Source organism: Rhizobium sp. BK602 (assembly GCF_014195095.1).
Taxonomy (GTDB): domain Bacteria; phylum Pseudomonadota; class Alphaproteobacteria; order Rhizobiales; family Rhizobiaceae; genus Rhizobium.
In genome coordinates this window covers 12,659-39,109 of record NZ_JACIBC010000006.1, presented here as the reverse complement: position 1 = coordinate 39,109, position 26,451 = coordinate 12,659, and the positions used below count along the sequence as shown (strand labels likewise).

28 protein-coding genes and 1 tRNA gene are annotated in these 26,451 nt (G+C 62.1%); 11 read left to right on the top strand and 18 right to left on the bottom strand.

The window, feature by feature from the left end; all coding sequences use genetic code 11:
- Positions 1-102: 102 nt before the first annotated feature.
- From FHX11_RS19275 to FHX11_RS19250, 6 genes are all read right to left on the bottom strand, one after another.
- The gene (locus FHX11_RS19275; protein ID WP_184359557.1) at positions 103-570 is read right to left on the bottom strand and encodes a low molecular weight phosphatase family protein; all 468 of its coding nucleotides are present in this window, start codon (positions 568-570) and stop codon (positions 103-105) included.
- Positions 571-575: 5 nt separating this feature from the next.
- Positions 576-1,049: a UPF0262 family protein gene (locus tag FHX11_RS19270; RefSeq protein WP_184359555.1), complete on the bottom strand. Its 474-nt coding sequence runs from the start codon at positions 1,047-1,049 to the stop codon at positions 576-578.
- Between the two features lie 3 nt (positions 1,050-1,052).
- Positions 1,053-2,351 carry a histidinol dehydrogenase gene (gene hisD, locus FHX11_RS19265; protein ID WP_184359553.1) on the bottom strand — a complete coding sequence of 433 codons (1,299 nt, stop codon included), beginning with the start codon at positions 2,349-2,351 and terminating at the stop codon, positions 1,053-1,055.
- 66 nt (positions 2,352-2,417) lie between these two features.
- The gene (locus FHX11_RS19260; protein ID WP_184359551.1) at positions 2,418-2,861 is read right to left on the bottom strand and encodes a DUF2948 family protein; all 444 of its coding nucleotides are present in this window, start codon (positions 2,859-2,861) and stop codon (positions 2,418-2,420) included.
- A gap of 131 nt (positions 2,862-2,992) precedes the next feature.
- A complete protein-coding gene (gene murA, locus FHX11_RS19255) occupies positions 2,993-4,285 on the bottom strand; it encodes a UDP-N-acetylglucosamine 1-carboxyvinyltransferase (protein ID WP_184359549.1) in 1,293 nt (430 codons plus the stop codon).
- 171 nt (positions 4,286-4,456) lie between these two features.
- Complete coding sequence (locus tag FHX11_RS19250) at positions 4,457-4,711, bottom strand: hypothetical protein (protein ID WP_348649724.1); 255 nt, start codon at positions 4,709-4,711, stop codon at positions 4,457-4,459.
- Positions 4,712-4,867: 156 nt separating this feature from the next.
- On the opposite strand from FHX11_RS19250, the gene FHX11_RS19245 reads away from it, so the two are divergent.
- A tRNA-Thr gene (locus tag FHX11_RS19245) sits at positions 4,868-4,942 on the top strand.
- Positions 4,943-5,233: 291 nt separating this feature from the next.
- Entirely contained in the window at positions 5,234-6,268 is a 1,035-nt protein-coding gene (locus FHX11_RS19240) for an AAA family ATPase (RefSeq protein ID WP_184359547.1), read from the top strand.
- A 101-nt stretch (positions 6,269-6,369) separates the two neighbouring features.
- Here the strand turns inward: FHX11_RS19240 and FHX11_RS19235 are convergent, their stop codons facing one another.
- Both FHX11_RS19235 and FHX11_RS19230 read right to left on the bottom strand, forming a co-directional pair.
- Positions 6,370-6,711 (bottom strand): CAP-Gly domain protein, encoded by a 342-nt coding sequence (locus FHX11_RS19235; protein ID WP_184359545.1) that lies wholly within the window; start codon positions 6,709-6,711, stop codon positions 6,370-6,372.
- Between the two features lie 184 nt (positions 6,712-6,895).
- On the bottom strand, positions 6,896-7,531 hold the full coding sequence (locus tag FHX11_RS19230) for an outer membrane protein (protein ID WP_184359543.1): 636 nt from the start codon (positions 7,529-7,531) through the stop codon (positions 6,896-6,898).
- 253 nt (positions 7,532-7,784) lie between these two features.
- Here FHX11_RS19230 and FHX11_RS19225 point away from each other — a divergent pair, with 253 nt between their 5' ends.
- Complete coding sequence (locus tag FHX11_RS19225) at positions 7,785-8,258, top strand: VOC family protein (RefSeq protein ID WP_184359541.1); 474 nt, start codon at positions 7,785-7,787, stop codon at positions 8,256-8,258.
- A gap of 290 nt (positions 8,259-8,548) precedes the next feature.
- Here FHX11_RS19225 and FHX11_RS19220 read toward each other — a convergent pair whose 3' ends face one another.
- A complete protein-coding gene (locus FHX11_RS19220; protein ID WP_184359539.1) occupies positions 8,549-8,986 on the bottom strand; it encodes a VOC family protein in 438 nt (145 codons plus the stop codon).
- Positions 8,987-9,360: 374 nt separating this feature from the next.
- On the opposite strand from FHX11_RS19220, the gene FHX11_RS19215 reads away from it, so the two are divergent.
- Positions 9,361-10,119 (top strand): metallophosphoesterase family protein, encoded by a 759-nt coding sequence (locus FHX11_RS19215; protein ID WP_184359537.1) that lies wholly within the window; start codon positions 9,361-9,363, stop codon positions 10,117-10,119.
- Positions 10,120-10,177: 58 nt separating this feature from the next.
- On the opposite strand, the gene FHX11_RS19210 is transcribed toward FHX11_RS19215, so the two are convergent.
- From FHX11_RS19210 to FHX11_RS19195, 4 genes are all read right to left on the bottom strand, one after another.
- On the bottom strand, positions 10,178-13,330 hold the full coding sequence (locus FHX11_RS19210; protein WP_184359535.1) for an efflux RND transporter permease subunit: 3,153 nt from the start codon (positions 13,328-13,330) through the stop codon (positions 10,178-10,180).
- A gap of 23 nt (positions 13,331-13,353) precedes the next feature.
- The gene (locus tag FHX11_RS19205; RefSeq protein WP_184359533.1) at positions 13,354-14,502 is read right to left on the bottom strand and encodes an efflux RND transporter periplasmic adaptor subunit; all 1,149 of its coding nucleotides are present in this window, start codon (positions 14,500-14,502) and stop codon (positions 13,354-13,356) included.
- A gap of 58 nt (positions 14,503-14,560) precedes the next feature.
- Complete coding sequence (locus FHX11_RS19200; protein WP_184359531.1) at positions 14,561-15,169, bottom strand: TetR family transcriptional regulator; 609 nt, start codon at positions 15,167-15,169, stop codon at positions 14,561-14,563.
- A 139-nt stretch (positions 15,170-15,308) separates the two neighbouring features.
- Positions 15,309-15,788 (bottom strand): hypothetical protein, encoded by a 480-nt coding sequence (locus FHX11_RS19195; protein ID WP_184359529.1) that lies wholly within the window; start codon positions 15,786-15,788, stop codon positions 15,309-15,311.
- 409 nt (positions 15,789-16,197) lie between these two features.
- Here FHX11_RS19195 and FHX11_RS19190 point away from each other — a divergent pair, with 409 nt between their 5' ends.
- A complete protein-coding gene (locus FHX11_RS19190; protein ID WP_184359527.1) occupies positions 16,198-16,740 on the top strand; it encodes a hypothetical protein in 543 nt (180 codons plus the stop codon).
- Positions 16,741-16,838: 98 nt separating this feature from the next.
- On the opposite strand, the gene FHX11_RS19185 is transcribed toward FHX11_RS19190, so the two are convergent.
- Positions 16,839-17,270 (bottom strand): OsmC family protein, encoded by a 432-nt coding sequence (locus FHX11_RS19185; protein ID WP_184359525.1) that lies wholly within the window; start codon positions 17,268-17,270, stop codon positions 16,839-16,841.
- A 355-nt stretch (positions 17,271-17,625) separates the two neighbouring features.
- Between FHX11_RS19185 and FHX11_RS19180 the strand changes: the two genes are divergently transcribed.
- Both FHX11_RS19180 and dgoD read left to right on the top strand, forming a co-directional pair.
- On the top strand, positions 17,626-18,390 hold the full coding sequence (locus FHX11_RS19180; RefSeq protein ID WP_184359523.1) for a FadR/GntR family transcriptional regulator: 765 nt from the start codon (positions 17,626-17,628) through the stop codon (positions 18,388-18,390).
- 60 nt (positions 18,391-18,450) lie between these two features.
- Positions 18,451-19,599, top strand: a complete 1,149-nt coding sequence (gene dgoD, locus FHX11_RS19175; RefSeq protein ID WP_184359520.1) for a galactonate dehydratase — start codon at positions 18,451-18,453, stop codon at positions 19,597-19,599.
- 541 nt (positions 19,600-20,140) lie between these two features.
- Here dgoD and FHX11_RS19170 read toward each other — a convergent pair.
- From FHX11_RS19170 to FHX11_RS19155, 4 genes are all read right to left on the bottom strand, one after another.
- A complete protein-coding gene (locus FHX11_RS19170) occupies positions 20,141-20,857 on the bottom strand; it encodes a Bax inhibitor-1/YccA family protein (protein ID WP_184359518.1) in 717 nt (238 codons plus the stop codon).
- A 23-nt stretch (positions 20,858-20,880) separates the two neighbouring features.
- On the bottom strand, positions 20,881-21,651 hold the full coding sequence (locus tag FHX11_RS19165) for an anti-sigma factor (RefSeq protein WP_184359516.1): 771 nt from the start codon (positions 21,649-21,651) through the stop codon (positions 20,881-20,883).
- Positions 21,638-22,174, bottom strand: a complete 537-nt coding sequence (locus FHX11_RS19160) for a sigma-70 family RNA polymerase sigma factor (protein ID WP_184359515.1) — start codon at positions 22,172-22,174, stop codon at positions 21,638-21,640. Before FHX11_RS19160 ends, FHX11_RS19165 begins: the two co-directional genes overlap by 14 nt.
- A gap of 64 nt (positions 22,175-22,238) precedes the next feature.
- On the bottom strand, positions 22,239-22,448 hold the full coding sequence (locus tag FHX11_RS19155; protein WP_184359513.1) for a SlyX family protein: 210 nt from the start codon (positions 22,446-22,448) through the stop codon (positions 22,239-22,241).
- Between the two features lie 236 nt (positions 22,449-22,684).
- Here FHX11_RS19155 and FHX11_RS19150 point away from each other — a divergent pair, with 236 nt between their 5' ends.
- Genes FHX11_RS19150 through FHX11_RS19135 form a run of 4 tightly spaced genes read left to right on the top strand, consistent with a single transcriptional unit; the run spans position 22,685 to position 26,427 of the window.
- Positions 22,685-23,518, top strand: coding sequence for a metallophosphoesterase (locus tag FHX11_RS19150; RefSeq protein ID WP_184359511.1), 834 nt, complete (start codon positions 22,685-22,687; stop codon positions 23,516-23,518).
- On the top strand, positions 23,515-24,678 hold the full coding sequence (locus FHX11_RS19145; RefSeq protein ID WP_184359509.1) for an ABC transporter ATP-binding protein: 1,164 nt from the start codon (positions 23,515-23,517) through the stop codon (positions 24,676-24,678). Before FHX11_RS19150 ends, FHX11_RS19145 begins: the two co-directional genes overlap by 4 nt.
- Entirely contained in the window at positions 24,671-25,594 is a 924-nt protein-coding gene (locus FHX11_RS19140; protein WP_184359507.1) for a sugar ABC transporter permease, read from the top strand. The genes FHX11_RS19145 and FHX11_RS19140 overlap by 8 nt, the downstream gene beginning before the upstream one ends.
- Entirely contained in the window at positions 25,591-26,427 is an 837-nt protein-coding gene (locus FHX11_RS19135; RefSeq protein WP_184359505.1) for a carbohydrate ABC transporter permease, read from the top strand. Before FHX11_RS19140 ends, FHX11_RS19135 begins: the two co-directional genes overlap by 4 nt.
- Positions 26,428-26,451: the final 24 nt, after the last annotated feature.

The following is a 26,451-nucleotide window of genomic DNA, read 5'->3' as shown; positions in this document are numbered from 1 at the left end:
CAAAATGCGGGGGTCACCGGAAATTTGCGCGGAAACTACACAATCGCCGCGGTTTTGTGAACCTCGTTGATAAGGCTTTCTGCATTTGTTTCACGCAAGCCGTCAAAGCGAGCCGCTATGCTCCACCAGCCGGGTCTCGATCAGACCGAGAAGATGGTCCCGCACCTCGCGATAGGCACTGAGGATCTGCTCGCGCGTATCGCCCGCCACGGTGGGATCCATGGTCGGCCAGTAGATGACCTCGACCGCATTGGCCCGCGTCAGCTCCAGCGCCGCGTGATGCGCTTCCGGAGACAGGGTGATGATGACATCGAAGAAATCATCCTCCAGGTCCTCCAGCGTCTGCGGCTGCCGGCGCCCGAGCGAAAGGCCGATCTCCTCGAGCACGGCATCGACGAAGGCGTTGCGCTCGCCGGCGCGCACCCCGGCCGAGGCGATATAGGTGCCCTGCGGCAGCATGTGGCGCGCGATCACTTCGGCCATCGGTGAACGGATGGCATTGAGCCCGCACATGAAGAGGATGGCGCCGGGCGCTTTGCCGCTATGCTCGATCGCCGACCCCTGCTCCATGGCCGTCACCCGCGCCAATAGAGCACGCAGACGAGCGTGAACAGCCGCCGCGCCGTGTCGAAATCCACGACGATCTTGCCCTGCAGCCGCTCCATCAGCGTCCGCGAGCCCTCGTTGTGGATGCCACGGCGGCCCATGTCGATCGCCTCGATGCGGCTGGGCGTGGCCGAGCGGATCGCCTCGTAATAGCTCTCGCAGATCATGAAATAGTCCTTCACGATCCGGCGAAACGGCGTCAGCGACAGGATATGGGTGGCAACGATGCCGCCCTCTTCCGTCCGGATGTCGAAGACAAGCTTGTGATCGACCAGCGACAGGTTGAGCCGGTAGGGTCCGCCGCCATGCCCCACGGGCTCGAAGCAGTTCTCCTCGATGAGATCGAAGATGGCGACGGCGCGCTCGTGCTCGACATCGGGCGTCGAACGGCCGATCGTGTCGTCCAGGACCACATCGCTCAGCCGGAAGACGCCCACAGCCATGCCTTACCTCTCGAGATTGAGACGGATCGCCACCGATCGCGCATGGGCGTCGAGCCCCTCGGATTCGGCAAGGGCGATCGCCGCCGGGCCGAGGGCACGGAGCTGTTCCGGACCGAGCCGCAGGATCGACGTGCGCTTGACGAAATCGAGCACCGACAGGCCGGAGGAGAACCGGGCCGAGCGCGCCGTCGGCAGCACGTGATTGGAGCCGCCAACATAATCGCCGATCACTTCCGGCGTATGACGGCCGACGAAGATGGCGCCGGCATTGCGGATGCCCGAAAGCAGCACGTCGGGATCATCGACCGCGAGCTCGACATGCTCGGCGGCGATGCGGTTGGCAAGCGGGATCGCCTGCTTCAGGTCGGAGACCAGGATGATGGCGCCGAAATCCCGCCAGCTTGCTGCGGCCGTCTGCGCGCGGCTGAGCCGCTTGAGCTGACGCTCGACGGCACCTTCGACAGCCTTGCCGAAGTCGGCGTCGTCGGTGATCAGGATCGACTGCGCGCCCTCGTCATGCTCGGCCTGCGCCAGCAGATCGGCGGCCAGCCAGTCCGGATCGTTGTTCTTGTCGGCTATGACGAGCACTTCCGACGGACCGGCGATCATGTCGATGCCGACCGTGCCGAAGACCTGGCGCTTGGCGGCGGCGACATAGGCATTGCCGGGGCCGGTGATCTTGGCGACCGGAGCGATCGTCTCGGTGCCGTAGGCGAGGGCTGCGATCGCCTGCGCGCCGCCGATGCGGTAGATTTCCTCGACGCCGGCCATGCGGGCGGCGGCCAGGACGGCCGGATTGACGGCGCCCTTCATTGTCGGAACGGCGATGACGACCCGGTCGACGCCGGCGACCTTGGCCGGCACGGCATTCATCAGCACCGAGCTCGGATAGCTCGCCGTGCCGCCGGGCACATAGAGACCGACCGCCTCGATCGCCGTCCAGCGCGAGCCGAGACCGACGCCGAGATCGTCCTCGTAGAGATCGTCCTTCGGCAATTGCCGGCGGTGATGCGATTCGATACGGGTGGCGGCAACCTTGAGCGCACCCAGCACTTCGGCCGGAACGGCGGCGACCGCCGCGTCGATCTCCGCCTCGCTGACGCGCATCGGCGTCGTGGCGAAATCGATTCCCTCGAATTTTTTGGAATAGTCTGATAGAGCCGCGTCACCGCGCGCGCGCACGTCATCGATGATGCCTCGCACGACGGCATTCACGTCCTCGGACACTTCCCGCTTGGTCGTGAGAAACGCGGCGAACTGCTCTTCGAACCCTTTCGACGCCTGATCCAGCCAGATAGCCAAAACCGATAATCCTTTTACATCTCACATCGAGGCCGCCGCCGGCGGTCGAAACCCGTATCCGCCCGGCTAGCGGGCTTCATCCGGATGATTGGGCCTGTTAGCCGTTTCCCACGCGCCGCCGATATCCGCAAGCTGAACTTCGATACATTCGACATCGAGCGCGATCGTCGCCTTGCCTGCCAGCGTCAGCTCGATGGTGCCATCCGGCCCCTCGCCCTTCTGCTCGAAGCGGATGGCGAGCAGCGACAGCACCTCGTCGCGACGGCGTTGGTCGATGCCGCTGGAGCGCACCGCCTGCACCCGCTTGAACACCAGCGCGGCGCGGCGGCGCTCGAAGGCCTTGCTCTTCCTGTCCGACGATTCCCAGACGAAGCGGTTGGCGGCAAGCGAAAATTGCCCGATCTTCGGCGCATAGGACAGGTCGCCGACCTTGAAGACGCTGTCCTGCATATGGGCGGAGACAACGCCCAGATCTTCGTTGTCGAGTGCCAGTAGCTTGAGATTGGTCATTCGCCTGCTATCCCCGGTCGCCACGGACATGCCGGTGGCGCCATGTCCTCACGATGGAAATAAGGCGCGGCCGCGAAAGACGCAACCGGAGAAAACGGGCTTCTCCGGTCTGTTCACGGCTACAGCGGGAATTAGTCGCTGATGCGCTCGACGATCGCGCCGCAGCGCGTCAGCTTGTCTTCCAGCCGCTCGAAGCCGCGGTCGAGGTGATAGATGCGCGACACCAGCGTTTCGCCCTCGGCGGCAAGGCCAGCGATGACGAGCGAGACGGAAGCGCGCAGGTCCGTCGCCATGACGGGGGCGCCCTTCAGCCGCTCGACGCCCTCGATCTTGGCCGTCTGGCCGGAGAGCGAGATCTTCGCGCCGAGGCGGGCCAGCTCCTGCACATGCATGAAGCGGTTTTCGAAGATGGTTTCGGTGATATGGGCGGTGCCGGTCGAGCGCGTCATCAGCGCCATGAACTGCGCCTGCAGGTCGGTCGGGAAGCCGGGGAAGGGATCGGTGACGATATCGACCGGCTGGATGCCGCCGCCGTTGCGGCGGATGCGGATGCCGTTATTGGTCCCCGAGACGTCGGCGCCGGCGCGGCGCAGGCTTTCCAGCGCCGTGTCGAGCAGCGCCATGTCGGTGTTCTCAAGCGTGACGTCGCCGCCGGCCATGGCGACGGCCATGGCATAGGTGCCGGTCTCGATACGATCAGGCAGGACGCGATGGCGGGCGCCGGAGAGCGAGGTGACGCCCTCGATGGTGATCGTGCTGGTACCGGCGCCGGAGATCTTGGCGCCCATGGCGATGAGGCAATTGGCGAGATCGACCACTTCCGGCTCGCGCGCCGCATTGCCGATGACCGTCGTGCCGCGGGCGAGCGTCGCCGCCATCATCAGCACATGCGTCGCGCCGACCGAAACCTTCGGGAAAACGTAGCGCGCGCCGATGAGGCCGCCCTTGGGCGCGGTGGCGTTGATATAGCCGCCGTCGATCTCCATGGTGGCGCCGAGCGCCGTCAGGCCCTCGATGAACAGATCGACCGGACGCGTGCCGATGGCGCAGCCGCCGGGCAGCGACACGCGCGCCTGGCCCTCGCGGGCGAGCAGCGGGCCGATGACCCAGAAGCTGGCGCGCATCTTGGCGACCAGCTCATAGGGCGCGGTCGTGTCGACGATGGTGCGGCAGGTGAAATGGATGGTGCGGGAATAGCCGTCTTCCTGGCGCTCGCGCCGGCCATTGACGGCGACGTCGACGCCGTGATTGCCGAGAATGCGCATCAGGAGCTCGACATCGGCCAGATGCGGCACGTTTTCGAGCGTCAGCGTATCGCTTGTCAGCAGCGATGCGATCATCAGAGGCAGGGCGGCATTCTTGGCGCCGGAGATCGGTATGATACCGTTGAGCTCGTTGCCGCCGACAATCCTGATACGATCCATATATGATTACGGGCCGAGCCCGCCTTTCCTGAAGTTCCGTGCCACCTGGGAGAAGGCGCTCTTTAGACGAAATAGATCAAAGCTTCAATTCGTTTGATGGCTGTTTGATGATGGGCGACATGAATCATTACGATTCGTCCATTTTTGCGGCGGCATCTCAGCCCCGTCGCCTCAGTCCCCGCTTTTTTCCGGCGTCGAAGCATTGGCCGCCGGCAGGCCATCGGTCTCGTCAGCCTGTCCGGCGCGGCGCGCCCTGACCTGCTGCTTGCGGCGACCGAGATTTTCCCGCAGCTTCTGCGCCGCCCGCTCGCGCCGCCGCTCCGCCTCGGTGACCTGCCTCGCAGCCACGCCCTCTTGCGCCCCGCCGGCGCTCAAACCGCCTTGCGAGAGAGGCTCCTCACCCGTTTTCGTCTTGTCCGCATCCATGCGCTTCCCATAGCCGAAATAGCCCGACTTCAAAAGGCCGACGCAATTTTTCCCGCGATCTTTTCACCGAAGTTGAAATTTGCGGCTTGCACTTACCGCCGACCTATGGCAATAGCCGCCTCGCCCAACAACGGCGCACCCACCGCGCCACGGTTTGCTGCTATAGCTCAGGGGTAGAGCACTCCCTTGGTAAGGGAGAGGCCGAGAGTTCAAATCTCTCTAGCAGCACCAGTTTTTTTCTCACGTAACTATAGCCGTGTTAAGTTTATAATTACAGCGGCTAGGCAGTATACGTGCATTGCTCCCTATGAGGGCTTCCTCCATTTTATGGATAAATGAGCAGAAACTTAAAACTTTCCACTCCACACATAGAGCTAATACAATTTTGGGGTGAGAGTTCTGCGCATTTTGCCTCTATTGCCGTCAAGCAAGCACCTTCCCACAAGAACACCTAAAGCAGGTAATTTACCTACAATTAATCCTTGAGTTGTATCAATGACTCGATCATTGGAGGTATTCATTTTGGCTAAATTTATAAGCATTTTCAACAACAAAGGTGGCGTAGGGAAAACCACATTAACCTGGAACATCGCAGACATGCTTGCGGAAATGGAAAAACGTGTTCTGCTCATTGACTTTGACCCGCAATGCAACCTTTCAATCGCTGTGCTCGGCGGCGATGAATTTAAGAGGCTGGTATCGAATACAGCATCACCCCAAACTGTCAGGGCCTTTCTACAAGGTTATTTACAAAACACAGGCCCAGGACCAGCGACCGTTCATAGTGGTGAATTCACCAATGCGAACGTCAAACTTTTGGCCGGAGACTTCTGGCTAAACGTCTACTCCGATTCATTAAGTGTTGGTAATGATTTGCTGACAGGCAATGGCATTGCGAAATTTACCGCTCTCCGAACATTGGAAGCCAAGTTAAGCGAACAAGGAGAACAGTTCGACTACGTTCTAATCGATCTGCCACCATCATTTGGCGGATTGGTACGATCTGCGTTGTACTCATCAGATTATTTGCTTGTACCATGCACATCAGATACTTTTAGTGAATACTGTATCGGCCTTATTTCTCAGATGCTGCCGCAGTTCGTTGCCGATTGGGACAACGGGCTTCAGCGCTTCAAGCAAAACAACTATGGTTCCAAAGAGTATGATGGCTTGGGAAAACCTCAGTATGCCGGTTGGATATTCAATGGATTCGACACTCGCTCAAACAAGATGCTCAGAGCAGACCAAGCCCACTACAAGAGCATTGAATCGGCAAATTTGGCCCTTGTATCGGATCTGAAGAACAATATCGGAACTTATAATGCCGTCTTGGACTTCGACCTCTCCGGCTACAATATTGGAAAGGTTGAAGATATGAATGTGATAATCCAGAATAGCCTTTGGCAAAGCATTCCTGCCCACAGAATGGATAGCCACCTACAAGTAAAAAACCTCACTGGCGACAAGCAGAAATGGTCTAAATCTCAAATGAAGCTGATCGGTGAAGTTCGCACTCAAATCCAAGGCATCGCAAAAAGCATTGTTGACAATTTATAATTATATTTTTCCGTTATCATTTAAAGACTGTCGATATTTTGATCGACAGTCTTTCTCGAAGGTTAAACGCAATACACCGGCGGCTTCATCGCCCACCCAAATCAAACCTCCTCCTTCTTCCTAACCTTCTTCTCCCCCACCCCCTCCGGCCCCGGCGCCAACAGCTTCCGCAGTGCCCCAATCTTGTCCTTCACCAGCGGGCGGAAGCGGCTGGCGCGGTAGGGCATGTCGGCGGCGCCGTAGCCTTCGGGGCCGTCGTCGTTGCCACGGTGGATCTCCGCGAGCTTCACGCCGATGAAGGTTCCGTCGACATAGTGGGTATATTCGCCGACCCAGCGGATGGTGTAGATCGTGCCCTTGCGGATCAGCTGGTCGATGCTGACATGCTTGAATTTGTCGTCGATGCAGACGACCTTCTGGCCCACATGGAAATCGTAGCTCACTCTCATCTCCTCGCGGCGGCGGTCCCCGCATCGCCCGATCATTGGACGGCCAGCATAGTCGCATAGGAGCCGGCTCGTAAATGCGGCGGCCGATTGCGCCGCCATCCGCCGTTACAGCTGCAAATGAAAGAGGCCCCGCCGGCGCTGGTCCGGCGAGGCCTCCGATCAACGAGCTGAGAAAGTCTTAGAACTTCACGCCGACGCCGACGGACAGGACGTGCTGGTCGAGATCGGTCTTGATGCCGAGAACGTCCTTGTCGCTGTAGTCGTTGAAGCGGTATTCGAGACGGCCGAAGATGTTGTTGGTGAAGGCGTAGTCGACGCCGCCACCGACGGTCCAGCCGTTGAAGGTTTCGGTTTCCTTCTCGCCCAGCGCCTTGATGTAGCCGCGCTGCGCCGTCCAGCCGGCGGTTGCGAAGATGAGGGCGCGGTCGACGGCATAGCCGACGCGGCCGCGAACGGAGCCGGCGACATCCGTGCCGACCTTCACGTCGGTGCCGAGAACGTCGTATTTATTGTCGTTCCAGTTGTAGTTGATATCGCCTTCGATGCCGAACACGACGTTGTTCACCTGGTAGTTCAGGCCGGCGAAGCCGCCGATGAAGGCGCCGTTGAAGTTGTCGGAGGCGCTGGCGCCCGGAACGCTGAAATCGCCCTTCAGCCAGCCGGCGCCGCCCTGCAGACCGACATAACCGCCTGTCCAGGAAAAGCTTTCCGCCGGCGGAGCAACAGGGGCGGCCTCAGCGGCAAGATCAGCAGCATGGGCGGAAACCGCGAATGTCGACGCAATCATCGCGACGGATAGGAACAGGGACTTCATGAGGGATTCTCCTTGCATCAGATTTCACTACGCTGAATCGCAGTAGCCATCTCCTACAACCTAAAGACAAACAATGCTGTGTTGATTTTGTCACATTCCCGTCACAATTAACGCGAGCACCCGCGCACTCCCTTATGTCCCCGCCCCTTTCGCCCGTTCCATCTCCGGTCGCAAGAAATTTTTCCACACCCCTGTCGGCCTTGCCCCTCTCCATCCGTCCTTCGAGCATCCCAACCGACGAGAGGAGCACCCCATGACCAAGATCGCCCCATGCCTGTGGTTCGAAAACGAGGCCGAGGAAGCGGCCAATTTCTACGTGTCGCTGTTTCCCGGCTCGCGCATCGAGCATGTGCAGAAGAATGTCGTCGAAACGCCCTCGGGGCCGGAAGGCAGCGTGCTGGTGGTGAGCTTCACGCTCGCCGGCCAGCGCTTCATGGCGCTGAATGGCGGTAGCCGTTTCGAATATACCCACGCGATCTCGCTGGAGGTGGATTGCGACGACCAGGCCGAGGTGGACCGGCTCTGGGACGGGCTTTCCGCCGGCGGCGGCATCGAGCAATGCGGCTGGCTGAAGGACCGCTACGGCGTGTCCTGGCAGATCGTCCCGAAAGTGGTCGCGCAGATGCTCGCCGATCCCGACGCGGCCAAAGCCGGCCGCGTGCTGCAGGCGATCATGGAGATGGTGAAGCTCGATATTGCCGGCCTGCAGGCGGCCTATGACGAGTAGCCGGCAGAGGGGAATCGCATGTGAGCACGCTGGCGCCGTAAACTCCTTCTCCCCTCGGGGAGAAGGTGGCCCGAAGGGTCGGATGAGGGGGTCTTCCCCCACAGCAAAAGTAACCTTTTGCTTGCGCTCAAGGTGCTCGTCGTTCCACTCCTCGCCCCCCTCATCCGCCTGTCGGCACCTTCTCCCCGCTGGGGAGAAGGGGTTGCGCGGCAACCACCTCATCTCATATGCAATTGCCCCGCTCCGGCGGGCGAGAGCACCGTGACGGCATCCGAGTCCCCAAATAGCCCTCAGCCCCGCTCCCCGCGCAGCCGCGCGATCGCCTGAAGCTGCAGCGCCTTTTCGCCGAGCTGCATCAGCTCGATGCGGTTGCCTTCGGGATCGGCTATCCAGGCCTGGAAATTATGGTCGACGCCGAGCGTCTTTCCGGAGGTGAGCGCGACGCCCTTGCCGGTGAGCTCGGCGATCGCGCCGTCGATATCGTCGACCTCAAGGCAGAGATGGTTGAAGCCGACATTGGCGAAGGGCGGCGCGCCGTCGCCGACGGCGTCGGGAAACAGCTCGAGATATTGCGTATCGGTGATGCGCAGATAGACGATCCAGAGGCGGTCGTCCCGCTCCAACCGGAACATTTCCTCGAATCCCAGCTTGTTGACGTAGAAATCGAGCGAACGCTCGATATCCTTGACGCTGAGCGCCACATGGCCGATCGATTTCACATGCTTCACGACAATCCCTCCGCTTTCGGTCGTCTCCTCCGCCGGAGCCATCGGCGGCCGGCACTCGCTTGCCCGCCATCGGGAGCAGAAGGCTATGAGAAGGTCAAGGCCGCCAAGCGCCGCGCATGGCCGGCGACAAGGCCCGCCGACAATCGCACAGGCCGGATTGACACAGGGCGACATGTATTGTCCGCCGTTTCTTGACCCTGAGCGCGCCTCGTCCGCCGATGCGCTTGCGCGGGGCCACAGGCTGAATTACCGTCGCGCTAACCATACGGAATTATTGGTATATTTTGAAAGCAATCGCGCCGCCGTCGCGGCGCTTGCGGATGTCGATGATGGAACTATTGTATCGGCTGTTCAGCAGCAGAACGGCAAAGCCCATGCAGCAGCCCCCGCGCATCCGTCTCGATCTCCCGGCGCAGGCCTATGCGGCCATCTATGCGCTCAGCGACATCCACGGCTGCCACCGCGCGCTGCTGGAGGCTGAAAAATACATCATCGAGGACGCGGCCAGGATTCCCGGCCGCAAACTCCTGATGCATCTCGGCGATTATGTCGATCGCGGGCCACGGTCGAGCGAGGTGCTGCAGCATCTCTGCGAACCGCCGCCCGACGGCTTCGACCGCTATTGCCTGCTCGGCAATCACGACGACGCCTTCCTGAAATTCCTGGACGATCCGCGCGCCAACGGCGGCTGGCTGGACTTCGGTGCCGGCCCGACACTCGCCTCCTACGGCATCGACATGACCTATCTGCTGCGGGAGGAAGGCAGGAGCGTCGAGGAACTCGGCGAGGCGGTGCGCGCCGCCATGCCGCCGGCGCATATCGAGCTGCTGCGGTCGCTGCCCGTCGCGGTCACCGTCGACTCGATCGTCTTCGTTCATGCCGGCCTCCGGCCGGGCATCGCGCTTGCCGAACAGACGGATGAGGATCTGATCTGGATTCGCGAACCCTTCCTCTCCGAGGGTCCGCGATTGCCCCTGCTGGTGATCCATGGCCACACGCCTGTCTCGCGCCCTTCCTTCGTCGACGGTCGCATCGGCATCGACACCGCCGTCTCCATGGGTGGCTATCTGACGGTCCTCAAGATCGCCGGCGGCCGGCCGACCATCCTGGCGACGGTTCCCGCCGACCCCTGAGCCGAGACGAAAAAGCCCCGGCGCGAACCGGGGCCTCGCCTCGTCATCTCCGTATGCTTCACTCCGCCGCCATGGCCGGCGGCAGATGATCGGCGGCATCGTTGCTTTCCGGCTGCGTGGCCGACGGCTCCGCCGCCTTCCGCTTCGGCTCGCGGCCGAAGAACAGGGCATAGCCGGCGGGCAGCACGAAGATGGTCAGCACGGTGGCCACCAGGATGCCGCCCATCATGGCATAGGCGAGCGGCCCCCAGAAGACGCCGCGCGAGATCGGAATCAGCGCCAGGACCGCCGTCAGCGCCGTCAGCGTGATCGGCCGGAAACGCCGGACGGCCGCGCCGATGATCGCCTCGCGCCGCTCCATGCCGGCCGCGATATCCTGGTCGATCTGGTCGACGAGGATGATCGAGTTGCGGATGATGATGCCCAGCAGCGCGATGACGCCGAGGATCGCCACGAAGCCGAAGGGCGCGCCGCTGATCAGGAGGGCGCCCGCCGCGCCGATGATGCCGAGCGGGCCGGTGGACAGGACCAGCATCGCCTTGCCGAAATGCTGCAGCTGCGCCATCAAGAGCACGACGATGATGATCAGCATGATCGGCGCCTTGGCGGCGATCGAGGCCTGGCTCTCGGCGCTGTCTTCGGCGCCGCCCTGGATCTCGATCTTGTAGCCGGCCGGCAGGCTGTTCCGCAGATCGGCCATGTCGTTATAGAGCTTGGCGGTCACGTCGTTCGACTGCACGTTGTCGGGCAGCGTCGCCCGGACCGTGATGGTCGGCAGGCGGTCGCGGCGCCACTCGATGCTCTGCTCCATCACCGGTTCGACCTTGGCGACCTGCGACAGCGGCACGAAACCGCCGGAATCGGTCGGGATATAGATCGAGTTGACCGAGGTCAGCAGATGACGGCTGGCCTCCGGCTCGCGGGCAACGATGCCGACGGTTTCCTCGCCCTCGCGATAATTGTCGAGCGTGGCGCCGGACATGGTGGCCTGTAGCATCTGGCGGATACGCTGCGAGGTGACGCCGAGCGCGCGGGCGCGGTCCTGATCGATCACCAGCTTCATCGCCGGCACCGGCTCCAGCCAGTCGTCATGGATGGCGCCCAGCAGCGGGTTCTGCGTGAAGCGTGCCTTTACCTCATCGGCGATATGGCGAACCTCCTGCCGGTCGGGACCCATGACGCGCAACTGCACCGGCCAGCCCGTGGGAGGGCCGAGGAACAGGCGGTCGACCTTGCCGCGCACGGCGGGGAAATCGGCCGCAAGGATACCGCGCAGCTTGACGATCAGCCGCTCGCGCGCCGGCTCGTCCTTCGCCATGATCAGCATCTGGGCGTAGTTCGGATTGGTGAGCTGCTGGTCGAGCGGCAGGAAGAAGCGCGGCGCGCCCTGGCCGACATAGGTGGCGACGAAGCGCTTGTCCTGATCGTCGGCGACGCGCGCCTGCAGCGCCTGCGCCTGCCGTTCCACTTCCTTGATGCTGGTGCCTTCCGGCAGCCAGAGATCGACCAGGATTTCCGGGCGTGACGACTGCGGGAAGAAGTTCTGCGGAATGAACTGGAAGGACCACAGGCTACCGACGAAGGCGGCGAGCGTCAGCAGCAGCACGATGACGCGATGGCGCACGGCCCAGGTGACCGAGGCGCGCAGGCGGCGGTAGAAGCGCGTGTCGAAGACATCGTGATGCTCGCCGGCGTGATGGCGCTGCTTGAGGATCATGTAGCCGAGCCAGGGCGTGAAATAGACCGCGACGAACCACGAGATCACCAGCGCGATGCCGACGACATAGAACAGCGTGCGGACATATTCGCCCGCCGTCGAGGCGGCAAAGCCGACCGGGATGAAGCCGGCGGTGGTGATCAGCGTGCCGGTCAGCATCGGGAAGGCGGTCGAGGAATAGGCGAAGCTCGCGGCATCGAGCTTGACCAGCCCCTCCTCCAGCTTGCGCTCCATCAGCTCGACCACGATCATCGCATCGTCGACCAGCAGACCGAGCGCGATGATCAGCGCGCCGAGCGAGATGCGCTGCAGGTCGATGCCGAGCTCGTACATGATGGCGAAGGTCGCGGCCAGCACCAGCGGGATGGCGATGGCGATCACCAGGCCGGAACGCCAGCCGATCGACAGGAAGGACACGATCAGCACGATTACCAGCGCTTCGCCGAGCGCATGCATGAACTCGCTGATCGCGTCGGTCACCACTTCGGGCTGGTTGGAAATCTGGTCCACCTGCACGCCCACAGGCAGCGAGGCGGCAAAGCGCTTGTAGGTCTCCTCGACCGCATGGCCGACATCGGTCACCTTGTTGCCATTGGCCATGACGACGCCGAGCTGGACGCTCTCGTGACCATTATAGAGGAACTTGGCCGTATAGGGGTCCTGCAGCCCGGCGGTGACGGTGGCGATATCGCCGAGACGGGTGATCTGACCGCCGGCCTTCAGCCGGAGGTTCTTGATATCCTCGATCCTGTTGACGTCGCCCTCGACCGAGATGCGCACCGAGCGCGTGCTGGTATCGACGTTGCCGGCCGCATCGACCTTGTTCTGGCCGACGATGGCATTCTGCAGGTCGGTCAGCGTCAGGCCGCGCTCGGCCAGCACCTTGGAGGAGACATCGATATAGATCTGCTCCGGCTGGTCGCCGATGATCACGGCCTTTTCCACGCCGGGCGTCGCCAGCAGCATGTCGCGGGCCTGGATCGCGAATTTCTTCAGTTCCGGATAGCTATAGCCGTTGCCGCTGATCGAATGCAGGGTGATGTAGGTATCGCCGAATTCATCGTTGAAATAAGGCCCCTGCAGACCAGACGGCAAGGTGCCGGCGATATCGCCGACCTTCTTGCGCACCTGATAGAAGGCATCCTTCACCTGTTCGGTGTTGGTGTCGCCCTTGATCTGGACGGTGGTGATGGCAAAACCGGCGCGGGTATAGGACTTGACCCAGTCGAGATGCGGCGTTTCCTGCAGCTTGCGCTCGATCTTGTTGACCACCTGGTCTTCCATGTCCTGCAGCGAGGCGCCAGGCCAGATGGTCTGCACGACCATGACGCGGAAGGTGAAATCCGGATCTTCCTTCTGACCCATATGGGTGAGGCCGAACGCGCCGGCGATGATGGTCAGCGCAAACAGGAAGCGCGCGATGCTCGGATGAGCGATCGCCCATCGCGACAGGTTGAAGGGCTTCTTGTCTTCGGACGTGCTGGTGCTGGACATGATATCCGTCCCCCTCGTTGCGATCAGCGCACGATATCGGCCGCCGGGGCGGCATTGGCGGCGGCCTGCTGCCCGACGGTATCCGGCAGCTTGACCTTCATGTTTTCGCTCATGAACTGCGTGCCGGCGGCAACGACGACGTCACCTGCCTTGAGGCCCTCGGCGACGCGAACTCCGTCATCGGCGAAATCGGCGACCTTGATGCCGCGGGCATGCACGGTGGCGGCGCCGCGGTCGACCAGCCAGACGATCTGCTGGCCGTCCTTCTGGGCAAGTGCGCTCAGCGGAATGGAAACATAGGGCTGGGTGTTGTCGGCCAAGGCCTCGATGGTCGCGGTCATGCCGAGCAGCACGCGCGGATCGTTCGGTACGCTGACGCGGACGGCAAAGGTGCGCGACTGCGTATCGGCGCTGCCCGAGACCTCGCGGACCTTGCCGTCGAGCACCAGGGCCGCGTCGGACCAGAAGCGCGCCTTGACGTCCTTGCCGACCTTGAATTGCGCGATATCCATTTCCGGCACGGCGATCAGCACTTCCTTCTCGCCGTCGACGGCGACCGTGATGACGGGTGTGCCGGAGCTGACCACCTGGCCGACATCGGCATTGACCGTCGTCACGATGCCGTTCATGTCCGACGTCAGGTCGGCATAGGCCACCTGGTTCTTGGCTTCCGCCAGGGCGGAGATCGCGGAATCCCGCGTCGCGACCGCCTGATCGTTGGACAGTTCGGCCTGTTCGAGCTGCGACTTCGATCCGACATTCTTGTCGAAGAGCTGCTGGGCGCGCGTACGGGCGAGCGCCGTCGTCTGCACCTGCTTCTCGGCCGAGTCGAGATCCGCCTGCGAGCGGCGCACCGCCAGCACATAGTCAGTCGCATCGATGCGGGAGAGCACGTCGCCGGGCTTGACCTTCTGGCCGATATCCACCTTGCGCTCGACGATCTTGCCGCTGACGCGGAAGCCGAGATTCATCTCGGTGCGTGCCCGGACCGCCCCGGAATAGTCGAGCTTGCGCGTCGTATCCGCCTGGGCGATCTCGACCACCTTGACCGGCCGGATCACTTCGGCCGTCTCTTCCTTTTTCTCGTTGCAACCGGAAAGCGTGAAGCCGATGGCGGCGAGGATCGCGGCGCCGGCAATGGATCGTATCGTGGTGGTCTTCAGCGAAACCATGTCGCTCTCCTCGGTCAAAACGGATGCACTGCGCGCCGGTCATTCGACGCGCGGACTGCTATTTCTTCAGCGCCCTGATGACGAATTCGATCAGATCCTCTGGCTCGGCACGGTTCGGCTTGGCAAGACACTGCGCCACCATCTGCGGATGACAGAGGTTGAGCGTCGCCGCGCCGAAGCATTTCGAGGCAACATAGGGATCTTGCTCCAGAAATTCTCCGGCAGCGATGCCCTCAGCGATAATCTCGGCAATCAAATCGTGAATGCGATCGATAAATTTCTCTATGACATGCCAGTCATCCTGGATGGCGACGACGACCATCTCATGCACCGTCTGCTGAACGAGCATGGTTTCGGTCGTCCGCTGATACTGGGCATGGAGATAGATACGCAGCCGCTCGGAAGCACTGATCGGGCGACGGGAAATCTCGAGCGCCATCTGATAGCTGGCCTCGAGCATCCGGCCGCAAACCGCCTGACGAATCTCGGTTTTCGACGCGAAGAAACGATAGATATTCGCCGTCGACATGCCGAGATCGCGGGCAATATCGGCCACCGTCGTCTTGCTGTAGCCGTAGTGGCGAAACAGCTTTTCAGCCGAATCGAGGATTTTCGTGATGTTTTCCTGACGCGCCGGATCGACGCTGACGTCGGAAAGAGCGAGCATGGCTTGCTTTCGGTTTACGAGTGACGATTTTCAATTTTCGTCACTCGTAAACCGAAAGCGGTCCTCTGTCAAGAAATTGTCCCAATCTGAAGCAATCGGAAACCGTGGATAGCGATCGCTCGCCGACGGCGGTCAACAGTCAGGCGCCGAGGATGTTCGGGCGGAAGCGGCGCAGGCTCAGCAAGCCGACGATCAGGAATGCGACGAGCAGAACGACCTGAACCGCCAGAAGCGACGGCTCGTTGCCGAGCGGCGCGATCGCATTGAGAGCCGGGATCTTCTGAAAGGACTGCACGACCAGCACGACGCAATTCAGGTAGAGCATGAACAGGCTGCCGGCGATGAAGACGAGCCGCCAGACGCCGGCCATCCGCAATCCATAGCGCGCAATCGCGGTCGGAATGAACACCAGGACGGTGACGATCCCGAACACGATACCCGGCGTCACGCCGTTGAAGGGAAAGAGAAATCCGGTCAGGCTCGTCAGCAGGATCGTGACCATGTAGACGAGCGTCGAGCGCGCATGACGGCGAACGGTAATCAATCCATGTATGACGACGATACCGGCAAGGATTGCAATCAGGCTGATGATGACGTGAATCAAGGTCAGTGTGGACATGCGAACAATCTCCCTCTGGCAGGACATGTTTCGCGGCGAGCCCCGTTCGGCGCCACCTTGAGGGATTGAAAATTCGCGCGCAAACCCGGCCCTTTGCGCGATCCCGCAGCCCCTCTTTATGGCCTGCATTATAGCCAATTCTTATGAGGTCGCCAGCCATTTGAATTGGCGCCCGGATGGCAGCCTCCCTACTCATTCAAGCGAGAATGGCCGGAATCGCGAGACGAATGTCGAGAGCGCAGTCCGTGACAGGACTGATGATCAGCCTGCGGCCCATCATCGGCCTTCGTCAGGTTTTTCGACGCACCTATTTGCCTTTCCGAGCCTTCCCGAGGAGGAGCATACCTGCGCCCGCAATCGCGCGGCCGCGCCGGAAATCGAGGCGGACGAACAGGGAGGAACATCGCGCATGAGCACCAATTACAGCAATATCAGCCGGAATGCGGGCCTGGGAACGAGCCGCGCCGATGGACCGGCCATCGCCTCGATCATAAAAGCAGGCCTGATCGGAGGAATTGCCGGCGGCGTCCTGATCTGGATATACGAAGCGATCGTCTGGGTCGGCATTCAGCATCTGATGCCGCTTGCCGGCATCCCCCGCAACGCGACCGGCCTCGTTTTCGGCAAGGGCGTTCAGGAATCCCTGGGATTGACGGCCTATTTTCTCGGCACGGCAATCCATTTCTTCTTCGTCTTCGTCTGGGGCATCGCCTTCGCCTACCTCTGGCCCTATTTCCGGCGCCGAGGCTATGAGGCGACCTTCGTGGCGCTTTTCTATGCCGTCCTGATCTGGGTCGTCATGCATGCGGCCATCATGGTCGCCACCACGGATCATCCGAACTATTTCGATCCGCTGGTCGTCATCGGCGGCTTCATGTCGCACTTTTTCTATACGGTGCCGCTCGCCCTGATCGTCAAGCGACGCCTCGAACCGGAAATCGCCGGCTCCTGAGGCGGCAAAGCATCCCTCGCCACGACATCCCGGCCTCAGCGCCTCCGGTATCAGGGAGGCGCTGAGCGCACCTGGCGCGATCAATGGCCTGGATCGATCTAAGCCAGACGAACGTCCAGCGAAATCGGCACCGAGGCCAGCGCCTTGGAGACCGGGCAGCCGGCCTTGGCCTTGTTGGCAAGCTCGGTGAACTTGGCTGCGTCGGCGCCGGGAACCTTGCCCGTCAACGTCAGGTGGATCGCGCTGATGGCGAAGCCGCCTTCGACGCTTTCGAGCGTCACCTTGGCCGTCGTCTCCATGCTCTCGGCGGTGAAGCCGGCCTCATTCAGGATCAGCGACAACGCCATGGTGAAGCAGCCGGCATGGGCCGCGCCGATCAATTCCTCTGGATTGGTGCCCGCAACGCCTTCGAAGCGGCTGGCGAAGCCGTAAGGATAATGGTTGAGCGCGCCGCTCTGGGTCGAGATCTGGCCCTTGCCATCCTTCAGACCGCCGGACCATTGGGCCGAACCTGTGCGATTGATCTGCATGTCGTCCTCCTCATTGTTAATTGGGGTTGATTGGGCACGGGAAAAGGCTTGCCTCCCGCAAGCATCGCTTGAGGCGCCGCCGGGCGGCCTCGAGCGGCAATATAGCGCTTTACCCGACGAAGGCGACAAGGCCGTTACAGTGGCTACCGCCGATCCGGGAAAAGAGGCGAAATTCCGCGATCACCACGGCAGCGCCCCTCACAACATTCACGCAACGGCAAATCATCATACCAAGGAATTGCCATTGTATGATGATTGTAGTAATATCCTTTTGAGCTTGAAACTGCGGCCAGCCGCACGAAGGCCTGCGCATGCTCCGAAAAGACATGCCGGATAGAGCGGGAAGAGAAACCCATTGGAAGCGCTTGAACGACAGGAGCACGGCTCGACCGGTCAGCCCGAACGCCGCCCGCGCGTGCGCCGAAACGTGACCGCATCGATCGCCCAAGACATCTGCTCCGAGCGCTATCCCGCCGGCTCGGCCCTGCCGCGCGAAAACGACCTCTGCGAAATCTATGGCGTCAGCCGCACCGTCATCCGCGAATCCCTGAAGATCCTGGAATCGAAGGGCCTGGTGCGCGGCAAGCCCCGCATCGGCACTACCGTCTGCGACAAGGACGACTGGAACATCCTCGATCAGGACGTGCTCGAATGGATGGGTCCCTATATCGCCGAATTCGATATTCTCGGCAGCATCCTCGAGGCACGGCGCACCATCGAGCCGGTGGCGGCCGAATATGCCGCCGAGCGCGCCACCGCGCAGGAAATCGCCGATCTCGACCAGGCCTGGCGGCAGATGCGCGACAGCGCCGACGATCCGGAAGGCTTCACCGAGGCTGACGTGCTGTTTCATACGTTGCTGTTGAGCGCCAGCCACAACCAGGTGTTCCGCCGCCTGTCGAGTGCCATCCATGCCGGCCTCAAATATGCCCTGCACGCCTCGAACGTCGCCGCCGACAGCCGTGACGAGGCGATTGCGGTGCATGGCCAACTGGTGGAGGCACTGCGCCTGCGCAACCGCGCCGCCGCCCGCGACTGCGCCCACCGCCTGCTCGATCTCGCCGCCCGCGACCTCGCCGCGGAAACGGCGGGCGGGCGAAAGGAAAAACATCGAACCTGAACCCCGAAATCCGCGGCCTGCCGCCGCTGATGTGACCAAAGCCGAAACGGAAGCATTCCCATGAAAATCACCAAACTGACGACCTATATCGTGCCGCCGCGCTGGATGTTCCTGAAGATCGAAACCGACGAGGGCATCACCGGCTGGGGTGAACCCGTGGTCGAGGGCCGCGCGCTCACCGTGCAGGCAGCCGTGCATGAGCTGGAAGACTATCTGATCGGCAAGGACCCCTTCCTGATCGAAGACCACTGGAATGTGATGTACCGCGCCGGCTTCTATCGCGGCGGCGCCGTCCACATGAGCGCTATCGCCGGCATCGACCAGGCGCTGTGGGACATCAAGGGCAAGGCGCTCGGCCAGTCGATCCATTCGCTGCTCGGCGGCCAGGTGCGCGATAAGATCAAGGTCTATTCCTGGATCGGCGGCGATCGCCCCTCCGACGTCGCCAACAATGCCAAGGACGTCGTCGCCCGCGGCTTCAAGGCGATCAAGCTCAATGGCTGCGAGGAAATGCAGATCGTCGACACCTATGACAAGGTGGAAAAGGCGGTCGAGACCATCGCCACCATCCGCGAGGCAATCGGCCCCTATGTCGGCATCGGCGTCGATTTCCACGGCCGCGTCCACCGCCCGATGGCCAAGGTTCTCGCCAAGGAACTGGAGCCCTACAAGCTGCTGTTCATCGAGGAGCCGGTACTCTCCGAAAACCGCGAGGCGCTGAAGGAAATCGCCAACCATTGCTCGACGCCGATTGCCTTGGGTGAACGCCTCTATTCGCGCTGGGACTTCAAGTCGGTGCTGTCGGACGGCTATGTCGACATTCTCCAGCCCGACCTCAGCCATGCCGGCGGCATCACCGAATGCCGCAAGATCGCGGCCATGGCCGAAGCCTATGACGTGGCGCTGGCCCCGCATTGCCCGCTCGGACCGATCGCGCTCGCCGCCTGCCTGCAGGTTGATGCCGTCAGCTACAACGCCTTCATCCAGGAACAGAGCCTCGGCATCCACTACAACAAGGGCAACGACATCCTCGACTACATCTCCAACAAGGAGGTCTTCCACTATGCCGACGGCTTCGTCTCGATCCCGCAAGGGCCCGGCCTCGGCATCGAAGTGGACGAAGCCTATGTCATCGAGCGCGCCAAGGAAGGCCATCGCTGGCGCAACCCGGTCTGGCGCCATGAGGATGGCAGCGTCGCCGAGTGGTAATATTTGATCGCCTCTCCAACGGAGCAGGGCAATCGCATATGAGCTGGATCAGCACCGAAAACCCTTCTCCCCAGCGGGGAGAAGGTGGCCCGAAGGATCGGATGAGGGGGATCGAAGCAAAGCTTCGAATGGCTTGAGCGCGAGCGAAAGGCAAATGTCCCGATGCCGCGCCACCCCCTCATCTGCCCTCCTGAGCTTGTCGAAGGGCGGGCATCTTCTCCCCGAGGGGAGAAGAAGGAACCAAGCCATCGACCATGAGCCGTTCCTTATGTGCGATCACCCTGCCTGCGGAGGGAGACGATCGCTGCGAAGGATGATCGATATTACGGCGCACCTTGCCGGCCGTTTCCGTTCTAGGATCAACGACCGCGAGAGCGCGGCCCATATCCTCAAAAAGGTTGCGCCCGCGGTATCGGCGCAGATACCGCAGGCGCTTCATGCGTCCCGACAAACCCCCAGGGGGACGCATTCCCGGAGCATGATCCCCGAAAGAGTGGAGTAACTTTCGGGGGATAGCATCATGTCCAAGCCGTGTTGACTGTTACTCCCGCTCGCCCGTGAAGTTCAGGAGGAGCTGGAAGATGTTGACGAAGTTCAGGTAGAGCGACAAGGCGCCGAAGACGGCGAGCTTCTGCGAGGTCTCCTGATCGTGGTTCTCGGCATACTGTTCCTTGATGTTCTGCGTATCCCAGGCAGTCAGGCCGACGAAGACCACGATGCCGATGATCGAGATGGCAAATTGCAGCGCGCTGGAACCGAGGAAGATGTTGACGACGCTGGCGATGATCACGCCGAACAGGCCCATCATCAGGAACGAGCCGATATTGGCAAGGTCACGCTTGGTCGTATAGCCGTAAAGGCTGGTCGCGCCGAACATGGTCGCGGCGATGAAGAAGGTCCGCGTGATGCTGGTGCCGGTGAAGACCAGGAACACCGAGGCAAGCGACAGGCCCATGACGGCGCAGAAGGCCCAGAACATCGTCTGTGCGCCGCTTGCCGACATCGACTGGATGCGGAACGAGAAGAACAGCACGAAGGCGAGCGGCGCCAGCATGACGACCCACTTCAGCGGCGACTGGAAGATCGGTACATACAGCGCCGGCGTCGTGCCGACGATCATCGCGACGATGCCGGTCACTACCAGGCCGATGCCCATGTAGTTGTAGACGCGCAGCATGTGCTTGCGCAGACCTTCGTCGAAGAGCGCCTGCGAGCCGGCGTCGGCGCCGTAGCCGTATCGCGGATTGGTCGGATTCATGGTCGTTCTCCTGTGATTCAGAACTAGTAAAGAGTACGGGCGAGCTTTTCGGCCTCGCCATCAAGTTGGGCCGCCTTGCCGTTGCCGATCAGCGCATAGGCAACCTCGCCGATCTGCCAATAGGCAGCCTGGACGTCGTCGCGCTTGACATGGCTGACCTTCTGGACGGCGAAACTGCCCGGACGGACCGCAAACAGCGACAAATGCCCGCCCTCGCCGGCATCGACTGTCATTTCGACGCTCGGACCGAATTCGGACGGATAGACCTGCGCATCGGTGACGCGCCAGCCTTCCGGCAGTTCCGGCAGGACGATCGCGGTTGCGGCGCGGATCTCTTCCGGATTGTAGCCCGCCTGCAGCGGCTGCGAGGTCATCGTTCCGCGCACCGTGGTTGCCTGATAGGCGCGCACCGCGTCGTCGATGAAGGCCGGCGCCGGGACCGAAGCATTGACCTCGCGCGCCGTGAAGGCGCCGAAGGACGTATGCGCGACCCAGCCGGTCGCCATCAGCATGGCGACGGCCGCGACCCTTTGAAAGGAACTCAGCACGCGGCCATAGGCGAGCCCCCGCTCGAGCCGGCGGGCCGCTTCCCGCGTTTCCGCCTTCGCCGCCAGTCCCTCGCCGGCCAGCGCCATGCGCAGCTCGCCGCGGATGCACATGTCGGCCATCACCTTGGCGGCGATCTCCGGATGCTCCGACAGATAGGATTCCACCTCGACGCGGCGGGCAACCGTCAGTTCGCCATCGACATAGGCATCCAGATCGCCATCGATGATCGGATCAATTGTTTTCATTGCCGCCTCCTTCGATGAGCCGAAGATGCGAAATCTTGGGCGCCGCCTCGAAATTGCGGAGGCTGGCGCGGGCCCGCGCAATGCGCGACATCAGCGTGCCCAGAGGAATACCAAGCGCGGCGGCCGCTTCCTGATAGGAAAGATCCTCGATCGCCACCAGATGCAGCGCCTCGCGCTGCTCTTCCGGCAGGCTGAAGAAAGCTTCACGAACCTGGCTCAAGCGCACCACATGATCCTGCGAGGCCGGAAGCGCGGGTTCGAACTCGGCGGCCGCCTCTTCATGGCGCCGGTCCAGCGAGCGCTTGTGGCGCAGGCGGTCGATATGGGCATTGTGCAGGATGGATAGCAGCCAGGTGCGCAGATTGGCGCCGCGCCGGAAGGACGCCTTGCGCTCATAGGCCCTGACCAGCGCATCATGCACCAGATCCTCGGCATCATCCGCATTGCGGACGAGCGAACGGGCGTAGCGTCTCAGCGAACCGAGCTGCCCCAAAACGTCGAATGTCCGTCCTTTGCGTTCCATACCCCAATATACGGACGCCGGGCCGATCTTATTCCATCGCCCCGAAAATTTTTTTGCCGGCCGCTCAGTAGTGCGGCGGCTTGGTGATGGCCGGCGCGTCGAGCGTCTGTTCTTCCAGCGTCAGAAAGCGTTCGGTCAGCCGGTCGAGCTTCTGCTGTGTCTGCTCGATCACCTTCCACTGCTCCGCCACCTGATCGGACAGTTCCTCGATTGTCTTTGCCTGATGGGCCACCATCTCCTCGAGCGCGATGATGCGGTTTTGTTCGTCTGACATCCTTGTTCCTTATCGGCAGCGATCCATATCACCGGCGCCGCGTGCCTATCACGTCCTGACCGGATATATAACAACCATCGACGTCATTTGACGATGATGTGACAAAACTGAAAAACAGCTGAAAAGACCCGTTACCTAACTGACATGGCCGCCTTCTAAAGAGAGCGCAGAGACGCGCCGGCTTTGGAGGCAATCCCTTTGCAGGCGCACCCTTCTGAAGACCTCGGAGACGCGCCTTGAAGATCATCCAGATCACCGACACCCATTTGAGCCCCAGCAAGCCGCATTTCAACGGCAATTGGGAGCCGCTGGCGAAATGGATCGAGGCAAGCGGCGCCGATCTTGTTGTTCACACTGGCGATCTTAGCATCGACGGCGCCGACAAGGACGCGGATCTCATCTTTTCCATGGAGCTGATGCGGCAGGTCTCCCTGCCGATGCTCATCGTGCCCGGCAATCACGATGTCGGCCACCTGCCCGGCTCCTATCAACCCGTCAATCCCGAGCGGCTGGAGCGCTGGCGCCGTCTCGTCGGTCCCGATTATTGGGCGAAGGACGTCGGCAACTGGCGGCTGCTCGGCCTCAACAGCCTGCTGATGGGCTTCGAGGACGCCGAGGAGCAGAAACAGTTCGACTGGTTGCGGGAGAAGCTCGAAAGCCGTGGCGAGCGCCGCATTGCCCTCTTTGCCCATAAGCCGCTCTTCGTCGATGCGCCGGATGAGGGCGATACCGGCTACTGGAGCGTGCGACCGGCACAGCGCCGCCGGCTCTACGATCTGATCGCGGCCCATGACGTCGCCCTGTTCGGCAGCGGCCACCTGCACTGGACCTGGGAAGGCCGCTTCAACGACACGAACCTGGTCTGGGCACCGCCCGGCGCCTTCATCCTCGACACGATGGAACGCGAAATGCCCGGCGAGCGGCTGATCGGCGCGGCCATCCACGAGCTTGGCGAGACCGTATCGACCGAACTCGTCGCCGTTCCCGGCATGACCGCCTATTTCCTCGACGACGTCGTCATGGAAGTCTATCCGCAGGCAGCTCCCAAGGCGAAGGAGCCGACCGAATGAGCGCGCTTTCGCTTCGCGGCATCGCCAAATCCTTCGGTGGCAACGCCATCCTCAAGGGCGTCGATCTCGACGTTCAGCCCGGCGAGTTCATCGCCCTCGTCGGCCCGTCCGGCTGCGGCAAGAGCACGCTGCTGCGCATTCTCGCCGGCCTCGACCACGCCGATAGCGGCGAAATCATCCTTGGCGGCAGCGACGTCTCGGGCGTTGCCGCGGCCGACCGCAATATCGCCATGGTCTTCCAGTCCTACGCGCTTTACCCGCACCTGACGGCCTCGGAAAACATTGCAGTGCCGCTCGCCATGCGCCGCCTGTCGCGCGTCCAGCGCCTGCCCTTCGTCGGCTCGCTCGTCCCCGGCCAGCGCGCCGCCCGCGCCGGCATCATCCGCGATGTTCGCGACATGGCCGTCTCGCTGAAGATCGACCATCTGCTCGACCGCAAGCCCGGCCAGATGTCCGGCGGCCAACGCCAGCGCGTGGCGCTCGCCCGCGCCATGGTCCGCCGTCCCGCCGTCTTCCTCATGGACGAGCCGCTCTCCAATCTCGACGCCAACCTGCGCGTCCACGCCCGCGGCGAAATCGTCGACCTGCATCGCCGCGCCGGTGTGCCGACAGTCTATGTCACCCACGACCAGGCCGAGGCGCTGTCGATGGCCGACCGCGTCGCCGTCATGATCGGCGGGCAGTTGCTACAGCTCGCTTCTCCTCAGACGATCTATGACGACCCCGCCCATGTCGAAGTCGCCCGCTTCGTCGGCCAGCCGCGCATCAACCTTTTGCCGGCACTGGCCGAAAACGGCATCGTCGCCTTCGGCGGCATCCGGCTGGCGCTCGAAGACGGCAGCGTTGCCGGCCACAACGTCACGCTCGGTATCCGCCCGGAATTCGTGCGTCTTACTCAAAATCGGCAGGATTCACTCGCCGCCCATATCGAACGCATGGAATTCCTTGGCTCCGAAGTCATCCTCTACGCCAAACTCGACGCCATCGGCGAAACCATGGTCGTCAAGCTCGCGCCGGTCGAGGTCGCCGGTCTTTCGGTCGGCATGCCGGTTGCGCTGACGCTCACGGCCGAACAGGCCCTGGTCTTCGCCGAAGACGGCCGCCGCCTGCGCGCGAGGCCCGCGACCGTCGACGCCACGCGGGAGAAGGCGCATGGCTAGCATTGCCGCCACCTCCCTGCCACTACAGCCGGCAGCGGCACGCGAACGCAGCGAGGCCCGTACGGCGTTGCTGTTCGCCCTGCCCGCCATCATCCTGATCGTGCTCTTCATCCTGGTGCCGATCGTCGCCGTCGTCGTGCTCGGCTTCACGGATTTCCAGCTCGGCGACAAGAGCCTGCGCTTCGTCGCTTTTGAGAACTACGCACATCTGCTGCGCGACCGCGCCTTCATAAAATCGCTGTGGAACACGGCGACCTATACGGCCATCGTCGCGCCGGTCTCGATCGTCCTCGGCCTCGGCGTCGCCTTGCTGATCGAGAGCGAAGGCATCGGCCGCAGCTTCTTCCGCACGGCCTATTTCCTGCCCGTCGCCTCGCTGATCGTCGCGATGGCGACCGTCTGGCAATATCTCTTCCATCCCACCATCGGCCCGATCAACGCGCTTCTGACCGAGATCGGCCTCAGCGGCCCGAACTGGCTCGGCTCCTCGGCGACCGCGCTCTACAGCCTGTCGATCATCGGCGTCTGGCAATCGGTCGGCTTCAACATGGTGCTGTTTCTCGCCGGCCTCACCGCCATCCCGCGCGAGCTCTATGCCGCGGCCGAAGTCGATGGCGCAAAGTCGTCCTTCGACCGCTTCTGGCTCGTCACCTGGCCGATGCTCGGACCGACGACGCTTTTCGTCACCACGATCAGCATCATCAACGCCGTGAAGGTCTTCGACACAGTGAAGGCCCTGACCGACGGCGGCCCGAACCATGCCTCCGAAGTGCTGCTCTTCACCATCTACCAGGAAGGCTTCGTCTATCTCCGCGTCGGCTATGCCTCGGCGATGACGACGGTCTTTCTCGCCATCCTCGTGCTGCTGACTTTCCTGCAATATCGCGTCCAAGACCGGCAGGTGCATTACACATGACCTCGACAGGCTTCACCCCCGGCCGCATCCTGCGCCTCGCAATCCTGATCCTCGGCTCGCTCGTCTTCCTGGCGCCCTACATCTTCATGATCTCGACCGCCGGCAAGGCGCAGGACGATATCTTCACCTCGGCGCTGAGGCTGATCCCGACGCATTTCTTCTACATCGAGAACATCACCAAGGCGCTGAGCAAGGTTGATATGGGCAGGCTGCTGATGAACGGCGTCCTCGTCTGCGGCCTGATCTTCTTCTTCCAGGTGCTGATTGCCATCCCCTGCGCCTATGCCATGGCGAAGTTGAAGTTTCCGGCGGCGCGCACCATGATGGTGCTGGTCATGCTCGGCCTGCTGATCCCGATCCATGCAACGGCGCTGCCGCTCTATGTCGGCTTCAACAGCCTGTCGCTCTTGAACAGCTATACGGCTCTCGTCGCACCCTTCTCGATCTCGGTCTTCGCGATCTTCATGTTCCTGCAGTTCTTCCGCGCCATGCCCGATGATCTGATCCACGCCGCCCGTCTCGACGGCATGTCGGAACTTGGGATCGTCGCCCGCGTCATCGTGCCGAATGCCTGGCCGGCGGTCACAGCCTTTGCGATCTTCTCGGTCGTCGCGCACTGGAACGACCTCTACTGGCCGCTGATCGTCATCAGCAAGCAGGATTACGCCACGCCGCCGCTCGGCCTCATGTATTTCCGTGCCGCCGAAGCCGGCGACGATTACGGCGCGCTGATGGCGGCGACCCTCATCATCACCCTTCCCCTCGTCGCGGCATTCCTTCTCGCGCAGAAGCGTTTCGTCGAGGGTATCACCATGACCGGTCTCAAGGGCTGACCGGTTCGAAATTCGAAAACGGAG